Annotated in this window: 9 protein-coding genes; 3 read left to right on the plus strand and 6 right to left on the minus strand. The window is 55.9% G+C overall.

Features of this window, described 5'->3' with window-relative positions; translation table 11 throughout:
• Nucleotides 1–127: 127 nt before the first annotated feature.
• The 4 genes from ASB66_RS21745 to ASB66_RS21760 all read right to left on the minus strand — a co-directional run bounded on the left by ASB66_RS21745 (nucleotide 128) and on the right by ASB66_RS21760 (nucleotide 4,882).
• On the minus strand, nucleotides 128–1,606 hold the full coding sequence (locus ASB66_RS21745; RefSeq protein ID WP_060716955.1) for a UdgX family uracil-DNA binding protein: 1,479 nt from the start codon (nucleotides 1,604–1,606) through the stop codon (nucleotides 128–130).
• Nucleotides 1,603–2,835: a putative DNA modification/repair radical SAM protein gene (locus tag ASB66_RS21750; protein ID WP_060716954.1), complete on the minus strand. Its 1,233-nt coding sequence runs from the start codon at nucleotides 2,833–2,835 to the stop codon at nucleotides 1,603–1,605. The genes ASB66_RS21745 and ASB66_RS21750 overlap by 4 nt, the downstream gene beginning before the upstream one ends.
• 80 nt (nucleotides 2,836–2,915) lie before the next feature.
• Nucleotides 2,916–4,196 carry an ATP-binding protein gene (locus tag ASB66_RS21755; RefSeq protein WP_060716953.1) on the minus strand — a complete coding sequence of 427 codons (1,281 nt, stop codon included), beginning with the start codon at nucleotides 4,194–4,196 and terminating at the stop codon, nucleotides 2,916–2,918.
• Nucleotides 4,196–4,882, minus strand: coding sequence for a response regulator transcription factor (locus ASB66_RS21760; protein WP_060716952.1), 687 nt, complete (start codon nucleotides 4,880–4,882; stop codon nucleotides 4,196–4,198). The genes ASB66_RS21755 and ASB66_RS21760 overlap by 1 nt, the downstream gene beginning before the upstream one ends.
• Before the next feature lie 155 nt (nucleotides 4,883–5,037).
• Here ASB66_RS21760 and ASB66_RS21765 point away from each other — a divergent pair, with 155 nt between their 5' ends.
• From ASB66_RS21765 to ASB66_RS21775, 3 genes are all read left to right on the plus strand, one after another.
• A complete protein-coding gene (locus ASB66_RS21765) occupies nucleotides 5,038–6,513 on the plus strand; it encodes an efflux transporter outer membrane subunit (RefSeq protein ID WP_060716951.1) in 1,476 nt (491 codons plus the stop codon).
• Between the two features lie 62 nt (nucleotides 6,514–6,575).
• Nucleotides 6,576–7,616, plus strand: a complete 1,041-nt coding sequence (locus ASB66_RS21770; protein ID WP_060716950.1) for an efflux RND transporter periplasmic adaptor subunit — start codon at nucleotides 6,576–6,578, stop codon at nucleotides 7,614–7,616.
• Nucleotides 7,613–10,696, plus strand: coding sequence for an efflux RND transporter permease subunit (locus ASB66_RS21775; RefSeq protein WP_060716949.1), 3,084 nt, complete (start codon nucleotides 7,613–7,615; stop codon nucleotides 10,694–10,696). Before ASB66_RS21770 ends, ASB66_RS21775 begins: the two co-directional genes overlap by 4 nt.
• Nucleotides 10,697–10,733: 37 nt before the next feature.
• Here ASB66_RS21775 and ASB66_RS21780 read toward each other — a convergent pair whose 3' ends face one another.
• Together ASB66_RS21780 and ASB66_RS21785 are read right to left on the minus strand one after the other, a co-directional pair.
• Nucleotides 10,734–12,029, minus strand: a complete 1,296-nt coding sequence (locus ASB66_RS21780) for a Zn-dependent hydrolase (protein WP_114386922.1) — start codon at nucleotides 12,027–12,029, stop codon at nucleotides 10,734–10,736.
• Nucleotides 12,030–12,034: 5 nt separating this feature from the next.
• Complete coding sequence (locus tag ASB66_RS21785) at nucleotides 12,035–12,877, minus strand: BtpA family protein (RefSeq protein ID WP_060716948.1); 843 nt, start codon at nucleotides 12,875–12,877, stop codon at nucleotides 12,035–12,037.
• Between the last annotated feature and the right edge of the window lie 24 nt (nucleotides 12,878–12,901).

The raw sequence follows: 12,901 nt of genomic DNA on the forward strand, positions 1-12,901 counted from the left end.
CACAACTCTGCTAGAACAAGGCGCCCGCTTCACCCACCCGTCACTTAAAGACCGCAGTCGCCGCTTCCCGCCGGAGGCATCGAGGTCGCGCTTTGCCAAAGCATGGACAAATCGCCAGCTTTTCTCCTTACGCAACAAGTCTACCGATCTGGCTTATGTCGTCTCGAAAGCGCGCGAGTTCTTCGTTTCTCTTGATCTCGTCTGGAATACGAAGCAGGTAGGACGGATGAACGGTGACGAATAGATGTCGCGTTTCGTCCATGACAATTGGCCGGCTGCGGACATCCTCCAACCGGTCCTTTCGATCGGTGAGCGAAAACAGCGCAATTGCGCCCATGGCGACAATCAGCTTCGGTTTCACCATATCGATCTCTTGGGTGAGCCACCACCTGCATTGCTGCACCTCTGCGATATTCGGGCGTTGATGGATACGGCGCTTTCCCCGTGGTTCATACTTGAAGTGCTTCACCGCGTTGGTGACGTAGAGCATACGCCGGTCCAGGCCGGCCTGCGCCAGAGCCTCGTCGAACACTCGGCCCGCCGGTCCGACGAACGGCCTGCCTGCGAGATCCTCCTGGTCCCCCGGCTGCTCTCCAACGATCATGATCATTGCATCGACAGGCCCTTCGCCGAACACGGTCTGTGTTGCCCGGCAGGAGAGATCACATCGATTGCAGCGTCGCGCTTCCTGGCGTAGCGCGTCTATCGTGTCCGCTTCGGCCGCTGGCGCTGCCGGCACACGCGCGGCAGCCTCCTGGAGGCGATGATGAAAAGGCAGCGGCTCACTGGCTTGTCGACGGGCCATATCGATCAGCTTGGCTTCCGCCCCGGCGATCAAGCTAGGAATAAGCTCTGCCTCCGGCAGGTTCTTCCAATATTTCTTCGGCATCTCCGTCATCATCATCTTCACCTTCAAGCGGGCGGGATTGAAGATGGATGCATAATATATGCGCCAGAGATCGTCGGTTTGATCGCGTATATCGGGCTTTATCGCCGGGTCTGTCGAGGTCATAAGTGTCTGGCCATCCCATGACGCGGACCCGTGGGGCGTCAGGATAATCCAATCCATGTCATTGAACCGACGTTGGAAAAACGGCGCGACGCGCGCGATGATAAAGTGGTCAGGCTCAAACCAGGCGACAAAGCGCCGTCGGCCTGCAACACCAACAGGCAATGGCACTTCCTTGAAGCGCAAGAAGGCCGTCATCTTATGATAATCGCGCCCCACCGATTTCTGCATCCGGTACGCCAGCGCCACATCGGCATCCGTCTTCACCTCAAGAAGGTGCCTTTCCTGCCTCAACCGAAAGAGAAGGCGATACAGCAAGGCGAAGCGGCCGGGATCGGAATGACACACAACGGCTTCTCCAAGCTGAAGGAAGGCTGCCGGGACGGACATATGCGCCATTCCACCTGTGTGTTCTGCCGGGCTTGGCGTGCTGCTTTCTTTGGATTGGCTTGCATCAGCACCAAACAGCCCCTGTTCATCACCGATAAGCCGCCAGTCGATAGCTTTTGGTTCGATCCCGGCCTGTAGGCACCGTCGCGCGGCCTCGCGCCATTCAGACAGATCACCGCGACCTTCGAGAAAGCAGGTTTCAGTCATAATAACGATAATTGCTCCGGCTTTGGCATGAACATCGCCCGCAAGTCGGCGCGATCGATCAAGCGATGCGGCGTCCAGCCCTCAGCAATGATGAACGGCTGGACTTTTTTGAGTGACACGCTGAGACGCCCGATATCCTCGAGCCGCAGCCGCTTGAACCGCCGTGTTGAGAGAATGGATGTAACGGTCTTTGTGCCGAAGCCAGGCACACGCAGAAGCGCTTCCTTGTCGGCGAGATTGATGTCGACAGGAAATCGATCGCGATGACCAAGCGCCCAGGCCAGTTTCGGATCGAGGTCGAGATCGAGCATGCCGTCTGGCCGTGCCGCCGTGATCTCTGCGATGTCGAACCCGTAGAAACGGTAAAGCCAGTCTGCCTGATACAATCGATGCTCCCGCATCAGCGGCGGCTTGATCAGCGGAAGGTTTTTTGACGAATCCGGGATCGGGCTGAAGGCGGAATAGTAGACACGCTTCAAGCCGTAGCTCCCATAGAGCCTTGCACTGGTGCCAAGGATGGTCGCATCGTCGGCAGCGTCGGCGCCGACGATCATCTGTGTGCTCTGCCCGGCGGGTGCGAACCTCTTTCGCCGTTTGGTCTGTAGGGTCGGGTCGGCCATTTCTTCGATCTTCAAGCGCAAATTGCCCATCGACTGGCGAATGTTGTCGGGCCGCTTTTCCGGGGCGAATTTGCCGATGCCGGCATCGGTAGGCAATTCGATATTGATCGAAAGGCGATCAGCGTAGAGCCCGGCCTCCTCAATCAGTTGCGCGGACGCCTCGGGAATAGATTTGAGATGAATGTAGCCATGGAAATTATGTGTCGTGCGCAATTCGCGAGCGATGCGGACCATCTCCTCCATTGTGTAATCGGAAGAGCGGATGATGCCAGAGGACAGAAAGAGACCCTCGATGTAATTGCGGCGATAGAATTCGAGCGTCAGCCAGATGACCTCCTCGACCGAAAACCGCGCCCGCTCAACATTGCTGGACGATCGGTTGATACAATACGCACAGTCGTAAATACAGAAATTCGTCATCAGGATTTTAAGGAGAGAGATGCATCGCCCGTCCGGCGCATAGGCGTGGCAGATCCCGGAGCCCTCCGTCGATCCCAGCCCGCCCGCGGCTGCTGCGTTCCGCTTTGTCGTTCCGCTGGAGGCGCAAGACGCATCGTATTTTGCGGCATCCGAGAGGATGGCGAGGCGTTCTTTGAGTGACTTTTTCATATGACGTTCACTAAATGTTCTAATCGTATCTGTCAATATTAGCGCAGTTCACAGTTCGATATCCCTGCTGACGTGCCGCCCTATTTTGAGCCAGGTGAAGCTGGCACTTTCAGCGTCATCAAAAGGTGACCTTCTGGCGTAAGGCTGGCGACGGCGCTGCCATGATGTAGTTCCAGGGCTTTGCGCGTAATGGCAAGGCCAAGCCCGTGACCCTTCGCGGTCTCGCCCATTTCGGATCGGGAGAATGGCAGGAAAATCCTGTCTAGATCGCAAGCGGGAACGCCGGGGCCATTGTCAGAGACACTGATCGACAAGACATCCTGAAATGCCTGCGCCGTCACGGTAACGGTCGAATTGTTAGTTGTAAACTTGACCGCATTTCGAACAACGTTCTCTATCGCCCGGTAGATGAGTTCTCCGTTCAATGTTGCGATAAAGCTGTCACATCCGGCATAGGTCACATTGATTCCGCGGTCCTGCCCTTCAAAGCAGGCATCTTCGACAATCCGGATTATCAGATCAATGAGATCAATGGTCTGGCGTTCTGGCGGTGCATGTTGGGGCGAGCTTATGCGGGCCAACGTTAGGATCTCGTCGACAAGGGCGTCAAGCCGCATGACTTCCCGCCCCATACGCGAGGCGATCATATCGACGCGCCTCGGATTCTTGTCCAGCACGCCCAAAACGGCCTGTAATCTCGAGAGTGGCGAGCGGAGTTCATGGGAGACATCATGAAAGAGCCGCTGTTGCGCTTCCTGCAATTCCTGCAAACGTGCGGCTGTCACATCGAAATCCATAGCCAGCGCCGTGATTTCATCCTGGCCTTTTCCGAAATTGCCGCCGATTCTGGTGTGAAAATCGCCTTTCGCCAAGGCACTGAGCCCGTTTCTGAGTTTGGCCACAGGACCGACCAGATAGCGTGTGATCCAAAGGGCCGATAACGTACTGGCAATAACTGTGGCGATCCAGGGTAGAGAGTCGGGAAGTGCCTCCTCAATGAAATTATAGTGTTTGAGTTGACTGGAAAGGCGAAAACAAGCGCCGTCGTGATGGCGGTAGATACTTAAGGCCTCGTCGTTTCCGGTTCCCATTGCGCATTGAATGTTCGCAACAGGCGAAATGTTAACGACCACCGGATTTGCGAGACTGGCCCAAACCTCTGCAAGCTTACCGGCCTCGACCAAGCCTCTTTGCTCGAGAACCTCCCCCATGGTTTGAACCGCAAGCGAGATGCGTTCTTGCTGCCTTTGGCTTTTCAGCGGAAACAGATGGAAGACCCTATCCAGAGAAACGATACCCATGATGGATACAGTCATCGCCAGCCAGACGAAAATGAAGAACCTGCGGAAGAGCCTTGTCATCAAACATCCTGGATGAGTTGATAGCCTTGTCCGCGAACGGACTGGATCCAGGATTGCCCGTCCTCCCGTCGGCCCAGTTTCTGCCGCACGCTGCTGATGTGGACATCGATACGCCGATCAAAGGCGACGAGCGGACGGCCAAATGCCTGCTTTGAGATAAACTGCCTTGACAGCAGCTGTCCCGCATTGCGCACCAGGACTTCAAGCAGGATGAATTCCGTGCCTGTGAGTTCAAACGGCAGGCCTCGCCATTCCGCAGTTCTGTTGGCCGGGTTCAAAACCAGATCGCCGGATCGTAATTGCTCTGTCTCGACATCCTTGTCTGGTCCAATGCGTCTGAGGATGGCGCGCAGCCGGGCAACAAGCTCACCGGATGAGCAGGGTTTCGCCACATAATCATCGGCACCCAGATTGAGGCCGGAAATGCGGTCTACGTCATCGCCACGGGCTGTGAGCATGAGGACGGGGACCTCGCTGACACGGCGTATCCGTTGCAGAACATCAATTCCGTTCATTTGCGGCATCATAATATCAAGCACGACCATATCGATCTTGCGGGCTGCGATCTCGGCCAGTCCCTGCTTGCCATTGATCGCTGAAAATACCGTGAAGCCTTCTTCCGTCAGGTACTCACTCAGAATCGTGGTCAACTCCGTATCGTCGTCAATCAAGAGTACATTGGTCATCGATCTGGTCTGCCATTGAACTTATAAAGGACAGGATAAACCGGGCGCACGGTTAGCAAGTGTTATTTTACCCAATTTTACTCATCCCTGACGGCACTTAACATTCACATCTTTAAAGATCGGTCCGGACGATTGGGAAACCAGGGCCGGATCTGATGACGCCAGCACATGACAATGCACTTCAAACGGACAATAGACGACGGCATGGCAGATGGTGGCTAAGCCTGATTGTCGTACCGTTGTCGGCCTGCGTGGCGGCTACCCAGTCCAATGTGGACATTTCCAAATTGGCAAGCCGGTGGCATGCGACGTTGCCACATTCAGGCAGTACCGCTCAGCTTGTCGATTGGTGGAGCAGCTTTGACGATCCTGCTCTCTCAGAGCTATTGCGCACCGCCGAAGCCAACAGCCCGACCCTCGAATCCGCAGTCGCCGAGATCGAAGAAGCCCGCGCCACGATGGCCTCATCAAAGGCGGACTATTTCCCATCCCTGACGGGTTCTGGATCCGATGACCGTTCTGGAACGCGAGGATCGAGAGCCAACCGCGTGTCACCCTCCACCACGGGCACCGGAGAGCTGGATGCATCCTGGGAGCTCGATTTCTTCGGCAAGACACGCAACACCGTCGAGGCTGCCCGCCAGCGCGTCGCCGAGGAAACGGCGGATTGGTATGATGCGCGTGTCACGCTTGCGGCTGAGGTGGCCGATGACTACGTGCAATACAGGGCATGTCGGCAATTGCAGGGCATTTACGCGGCCGAGCTTGTTTCTCAACGCGATACGGTCAAAGCGACGGAGGCCTCTGCCGCATCCGGGCTGAAATCGACCTCTGATCTTGCCCTGATCAGGGCAAGTGCTGCGAGCACATCGTCTTCCCTGAAGTCGCAGGAAGCGGACTGCGAAGTTCTGATCAAGTCGATTACCGAACTTGTTGCCGTCGATGAAGGCAAGGTGCGGGATATCCTCAAGAAAAGCTCGTCACGAATACCGCGCCCCGCAAAGCTTTCAGTTGATGCAATACCGGCCAACGTTATCCGGCAAAGACCGGATGTGAATGCGTTGGAAAAAGAAGTGGCCGCCTCGCTCGCGGATATCGGGACGGCCAAAGCCGATCTTTATCCGAGCTTTTCTCTCAGCGGGACCCTGACGGCGAGCCATTCGACATCGACCGGCACGAGCTTGCCGTGGTCCTTTGGGCCGTCGGTTTCGATCCCGATTTTTGACGGGGGATCGCTTCGCGCGACCGTCAAATACAAGGAAGCGGCCTACAAGGCGGCAGTTGCCAGTTACAAGTCAGGTGTCCTGAGCGCCATCAATGCGGTGGAAACCGCGATGGTGAATGTCAATAGCACCGAGCGTCAGATTGGTGACGCTGTTGTCGCGGCAAAGAACTACCGCACGTATTTCAAAGCGATAGACACAAATTGGAAGGCGGGCGGAGCAAGTGTGCTCGATCGCGAGGATGCACGTCGCGAATTGCAGGCTGCCGAACTGACCCTTGTGGAAAATCAACGGGATGCCGTGCGCGATTGGATCACTCTGTACAAGGCGATGGGCGGCGGATGGACCCCGAATGCCTCCGGCGGCGTGATGCCAAGCGACGTAAGTGCCAAAGGAGTAAAACAGTGACTTCAGTTTTCCGCCGTACGGGGTTGGTTGTTGTATCGGTGGCGTGTCTTGGCGTCCCATCCATGGTCTTTTCCAAGACCGAGCAAACACAAACCACACAGTCAGCGACGCTGACCGTCTCAGTTACCACACCACAAACATTGCAATGGGCAGACACGATCGCAGTCAGCGGCTGGTTGGCTGCTTGGCAGGAAGCCATTGTTGCTGCGGAAACGGGCTCTTTAAAAATCACGGATGTCCTGGTTGATGTCGGCTCTGTGGTGAAGAAGGGCGATGTGATGGCGAGGCTGTCAGATGAGAGCGCCATCGCCGATGTTCACAAACAGGAAGCGGCTGTTGCATCTGCCAAGGCCACTCTCGCCAAAGCAAAAGCAGATAGCGCGCGGGCAAAAAAGGTCACCGGTTCCGGTGCGCTGTCCGATCAGGACACCCTTGGCTATTACATCACCGAACAGACAGACGCCGCCGACCTCGCTTCCGATGAAGCCTCGCTTGAATCAAGCAGAATAACGCTTGCGCAGACAACGATAACGGCACCGGACAGCGGAATCGTCTCAACGCGTTCTGCCGATCTCGGCAATGTCGTCTCGGCCGGAACGGAGCTGTTTCGCCTCGTGCGCCAAGGGCGCGTTGAGTGGCAGGCTGAAGTTCCGTCCTACCAGTTGCCGCGCATCCATCCCGGGGCCAAGGCCACCATTCATGATCAATCGGGCCATGATCAATCGGGCAAGAGTTTTGAGGGAACCGTCCGCCTTGTAAGCCCGATTGTGAGCGATGACACAGGACGGGGCACAATCTATGTGACCCTTCCTGATGATCCCGATATCCGGGTTGGTCTCTACGAATCCGGCACCATTGAGCTGGCCGTCACGCCAGCTCTCACCTTGCCCGAAACCGCTTTGGTTTACAGTGACGGCATCAATTACGTCTTCAAGGTTAACGCCGATAGCCGGGTTTCGCGTGTGCGGGTGGACATTGGCCGACGAAATGACGGCCGGGTCGAGATCCTTTCCGGGATTGATGCTTCGGCGCAAATTGTGGAAGCAGGGGGAGCCTTCCTGTCCGACAATGATCTCGTGCTTGTGAAGGCTGCAACCAAATGAACATTTCAGCTTTTTCCATCCGCAATCCGGTTCCAGCTATTCTCCTGTTTGCACTCATGACCGTGTGTGGCTTGATTGCCTTCGAGAAGCTCAGGGTTCAGCAGTTTCCCGACATGGATCTGCCGACGATCAAGATTAGCGCAACGCTGGATGGTGCGGCACCATCGCAACTTGAAACCGAAGTCGCTCGCAAGATTGAGGACAAGCTCGCGACCCTCAACAAGCTGGATCACATCACCACGACAATTACCGACGGCTCGGTGTCGATCAGCGTTTCCTTCAGCCTTGAAAAAGACGGCGAGCAAGCGCTGAACGAAGTTCGCAACGCTGTGGACAGCGTTACCGATCTGCCATCCGCGATGCAGACACCAAGCGTCTCACGGGTCACGGTGCAATCGTCCGTGTTGCAGACCTATGCTGTGCGATCAAAGAAGCTGAATGAAACGGAACTGTCCTGGTTCGTTGACAATGACATGACCAAGGCTTTGCTGACAGCCCAAGGTGTCGGAGAGGTTGATCGTTTTGGCGGTGTGGATCGAGAAGTTCATGTCGATATCAACCCGGCATTGTTGACAGCATTTGGTGTCACAGCGGCAGATGTGTCGTCGCAGCTCAAATTGGTGCAGGAAAATGCGTCCGGCGGGCGTGGAGATTTGAACGGACTGCATCAGACGGTGCGGACATTGGGTGCTGTCAACTCCGTACAGGAGGTTGCAGCAATTACAATTCCGTTCTCCAATGGCAAGAGCGTGCGCCTCGACCAGATCGCCAAGGTGAGCGATAACTATTCCCAAAGATCTTCCCTTGCTTATCTGGGGCAGACGCCGGTGATTGCCGTTGAGGTCAAGCGCAGCAACGGTTATTCCGATACGGGTGTCGCCACCGATCTGGCGCGGGTGATGGCAACATTTGCAGCCGAGCATCCCGAAGTCGAAATTGTGCAGGCCTACACAACGGTTCAGCCAACAATCGACAATTATGACGCTTCGATGCACATGCTGTATGAGGGAGCGGCCCTGGCAATTGTCGTGGTCTTTCTTTTCTTGCGCGATTTTCGAGCAACCATCCTCTCTGCCGTTGCTTTGCCACTCTCGATTATTCCGACATTCCTTGTGATCTATCTCGCGAATTTCAGCCTCAATACGATTTCTCTTCTGTCGATTTCGCTGGTGGTGGGGATTCTCGTTGACGATGCAATCGTCGAGGTTGAAAATATCGAGCGACATCTGCGCATGGGCAAAAAACCCTATGATGCAGCCATGGAAGCGGCAGATGAGATCGGCCTTGCCGTGATTGCAACAACATTCACGCTGGTTGCGGTTTTCCTGCCCACCGCGTTTATGGCCGGTATTCCCGGGTTGATCTTCAAGCAATTCGGTGTGACCGCCGCCGTCGCCGTGCTGGCGTCACTGATGGTTGCCCGTTTTCTGACGCCGATGATGGCTGCGTATATGATGAAGGCGACGCCGAAAGTGGAAGTGGATGGGGTCATCATGAAGACCTATCTCTCCATTGTGCGCGCATGTCTGCGCCACCGCTTTCTGACCAGTCTTGGCATTATCGTTTTCCTTGTCGTCTCACTTTCGGCAGTGTCTCTGCTGAAGACCGGCTTCTTTCCGGCCTCTGACAACGCTCAGACCCAGGTGACGTTGACAATGCCCCCTGGAACAGAGCTTTCCGACACAGAAGCCATGTCGCTTAAAGCCGTGAAACTGATTTCCGGACTTGAGAATATAAAGCGCGTGTTCACTGTCGTCGGCTCCTCCACAAGTGGGGCCGGTGCTGATAGCAGCACAACCAGTGACGTTACAACCGCGACATTGGTGGTTGATCTTACCCCAATCGATGATCGAAAGCTGAAGCAATCGGAAATCGAGCAGCAGATGCGTGATGCCTTGCAGCAGCTTACTGGCGTTCGTGTCGAAGTCGGCAACGGGGGCAATGGCACCGAGCTCCAGCTAACGCTGGCAAGCGATGATCCGACGCTTCTCGATCAGACAGCCGCTGCCGTTGGAGAGCAGTTGCATGGCTTGAAAGGGATTGGTGGCATCACGTCCAGCGCGGCCAGACAGGCCCCCGAAATTCAAATCACGCCGAATTTCGCCCGCGCGGCGGCTTTGGGCATCACCTCGGATACGATTGCGGACGTTGTGCGTGTCGCAACTGACGGCGACTATTCCACATCCCGTTCCAAACTGAATCTTCCTCAGCGGCAGATCGATATCCGTGTCCGGCTCGATCCCAAATATATTCACAACCTTGATGCCATCTCGCAACTGCAACTTTCTGGGACGAACGGAAAAGTGTCACTTGGCGCAATTGCCGGAATCCGAATCGGGGGCAGCCCCTCGGAGATTGATCGGATCGACCGATCCCGCAACATTACCTTCACCATCCAGTTGAACGGTCGTGCCTTGGGAGATGTCAACAAGGAAGCGATGGCGTTACCGGGCCTCAATCATCTCCCACCAGGAGTGCATATCGTCCAGCAAGGCGAGCTTGAGCGCATGTCGGAATTGTTCACCAGTTTTGCCTTGGCGATGGGCATCGGCATCTTCTGTATTTATGCGGTGCTGGTCTTGTTGTTCCACGATTTCATGCAACCGGCGACGATCCTGATGGCACTTCCGCTCTCGCTTGGCGGCGCGCTCTTTCCGTTGATTGTGACGGGCACGAGTTTCTCGATGCCCGCAGTCATCGGCCTTTTGATGCTGATGGGCATTGTCAGCAAGAATTCAATCCTGCTGGTGGAATATGCCATCATGGCGCGACGCAATGGCATGAGCCGCTATGAGGCGCTGGTTGATGCCTGCCACAAACGCGCCCGGCCAATCGTGATGACGACAATCGCCATGGGCGCTGGCATGGCACCTGTTGCCCTCAGCCTCAGCGGCGGCGATACGAGTTTCCGTCAACCGATGGCTATCGTTGTGATTGGCGGCTTGCTCACGTCCACCGTCCTGAGCTTATTGGTGATCCCCGTCATTTTCACCTTTGTTGATGACCTGCTGGACCTTGTCAAAAGGCCTTTCATAAAAAGTCAAAAGGATATCCCTGATGGGGAATCCGCAAGCGGCTGATGGTTTCGATTAAGTTGATTGGCTGTCTCCTGGCACTCTAACGTAGGTGAGCGACAACTACAGATGCTGGTGTCGCCAAGTTCGACAGGAGTTGCAAGCTTGCAGTCAGCAGCACTTGCGCCCCTGCGACAGAATCCGCAGGTTTGACATACTCTTCTTCGTTATGGCTCAATCCATCTCGACATGGAGTAAAAATCATCGCAGAGGGTGCGACACGATTGATGAAAAGTGCATCGTGAAAAGCACCGGACACCATGGATTTATGGGCAAAACCGGCATCAATCGCGGCGCTCTCCAGTATGGTAACCAGATGATCCGTGAAACGCGCTGGAGCCATGTCGAAGAGCAGTTCAATTTCGAGATCACATCCATTCTCGCCAGCATGATCCTGCAGGACCTTGCGTATCTTCGCTTCGATCAGATCCAGTTGCTCAAAATTGGGGTGGCGGATATCCAGCGAAAACGTCACGGCTGCCGGAATGGCATTGATGGCCCCCGGTTCCAGCGAAAACCGGCCGACTGTCAGACGTGATTGGGCATCTTGCGGCATGATGTCATGATAAAGCACGTTCAAGCCGGAGACGGCGGCGCGCATGGGGTCTTTGCGGTAGGACAGTGCTGTGGTGCCTGCATGGGCAGTCTGGCCCGAAATGGTCACCTGAAGCCAGCGGGTGCCTTGAATCCCCGTGACGATGCCGATGGGCAGACCCTCTTTTTCCAAGGATGGGCCTTGCTCGATATGCACTTCAAGATAAGCAAACACCGGAAAGCCCAGCGGCCTCATGGCAGCGCCTTGCAAGTCAGCAAGCGTTGCTGCCAAATCATCGGAAAACAGCGCGCCATCCGTTGCCCGCGCCATAGGCCATGCGGGGGAAATGGCACCCTGCGAAAAGGCCATGGACCCCATGCATCCGGGGGCAAAACGGCAGCCTTCTTCATTGGTGAAGGCAACGACTTCCACGGCGCGCTCTGTCTCTATGCCGTGATCTTCCAATGTTTCGAGCACTTCGAACGCGCAGAGTGTGCCTAGCGCACCATCAAACCGCCCGCCAGAGGGCTGACTGTCGAGATGACTGCCAATCAGCAGCGGCGGTAAATCCGGATTTAGTCCCTCGCGGCGCAGGAACAGGTTGGCGATCGGGTCCTGATAGACAGAAAATCCACGCGCCCGACCAAGATCGGCCAGCAATTGCCGCGCCTGACGATCAAGCGCCGTCAGGGCCTGCCGATTAACACCACCTTTGGACGTAGCACCAATCGCGGCAAATTGGTCCAATCGGGCCAAAAGCCGCTCGCCATTGACCTCTAACAGTCCTTTACCCGCTTGTGCCATGGTATTTACGCCTTCAAGCCCGGCTGGGCCGCCGCCACAAAAGCCTTAACGCGCTCAATATCCACGGGATTCCACCAGACATCGCCATGTTTGAGTGATGAAGCAACGATAACCCCGTTGGTGCGTTTCAGGATCTCGACGATATTGTCCTTGGAAACACCCGAACCAACCAAAAGAGGCAGATGCGTCGCCGCTCCAATCTCTTCAATCTCCTCCATCGTCGCGGAATTGCCGGTGCGTTGGCCGGTGGCAATCACCGCATCGGCATCGAAAAACGCAAGGTCACGGGTCAATTCCTGAATGGTGCGGTCGGCAGTGATGGCGTGGGCGCCGTGCTTGACATGGCTATCGGCAAACACCTTGATATGTTCGGCCCGTAGCATGGAACGGTAGCGCATGGCCTCCGCCGCCCGTCCCTCCATGAAGCCTTCATTCGCGACATAGGCATTGGCCCATTGGTTGACCCGCACGAATTTTGCCCCGCCCGCCATGGCAATGGCAAAGGCCGGAATGGGCGCATTGGCCAGGACATTGATACCCAGTGGCACACCAACCGCACGGCAAATGCGGTCAGTCACCACACTCATGAAGGCGGATGTTTCCGGCCCGATGTCATCCGGCTTGGAAAAAGGAATGTCGCCGTGGTTTTCAATCATCAGCCCATGCATGCCGCCCTCAATCAGCGCTTCGGCATCAAGCATGCAGGCATCGTAAATCTCTGTCATGCTCGCGCCGCGATAGCGCGGCGCACCGGGAAAGGCCGGGCAATGGATCATGCCGATCAGCGCCTTGTCGCGCCCGAAAATTTCCCGTATGGCGCTTGATGTGTTGTCGGATATATCCAGCATTTCTCATTTCCTTTTGAAAGCCTG

Origin of the sequence: Gillisella vitis, from assembly GCF_001541345.2 — a bacterium.
GTDB classification, from domain to species: Bacteria; Pseudomonadota; Alphaproteobacteria; order Rhizobiales; family Rhizobiaceae; genus Allorhizobium; species Allorhizobium vitis.

Bases quoted from the DNA above. Each gene is read 5' to 3' on its own strand.
- ASB66_RS21745 (WP_060716955.1), bottom strand. From the start codon at position 1,606: ATGACTGAAACCTGCTTTCTCGAAGGTCGCGGTGATCTGTCTGAATGG.
- ASB66_RS21750 (WP_060716954.1), bottom strand. From the start codon at position 2,835: ATGAAAAAGTCACTCAAAGAACGCCTCGCCATCCTCTCGGATGCCGCA.
- ASB66_RS21755 (WP_060716953.1), bottom strand. From the start codon at position 4,196: ATGACAAGGCTCTTCCGCAGGTTCTTCATTTTCGTCTGGCTGGCGATG.
- ASB66_RS21760 (WP_060716952.1), bottom strand. From the start codon at position 4,882: ATGACCAATGTACTCTTGATTGACGACGATACGGAGTTGACCACGATT.
- ASB66_RS21765 (WP_060716951.1), top strand. From the start codon at position 5,038: ATGACGCCAGCACATGACAATGCACTTCAAACGGACAATAGACGACGG.
- ASB66_RS21770 (WP_060716950.1), top strand. From the start codon at position 6,576: ATGGTCTTTTCCAAGACCGAGCAAACACAAACCACACAGTCAGCGACG.
- ASB66_RS21775 (WP_060716949.1), top strand. From the start codon at position 7,613: ATGAACATTTCAGCTTTTTCCATCCGCAATCCGGTTCCAGCTATTCTC.
- ASB66_RS21780 (WP_114386922.1), bottom strand. From the start codon at position 12,029: ATGGCACAAGCGGGTAAAGGACTGTTAGAGGTCAATGGCGAGCGGCTT.
- ASB66_RS21785 (WP_060716948.1), bottom strand. From the start codon at position 12,877: ATGCTGGATATATCCGACAACACATCAAGCGCCATACGGGAAATTTTC.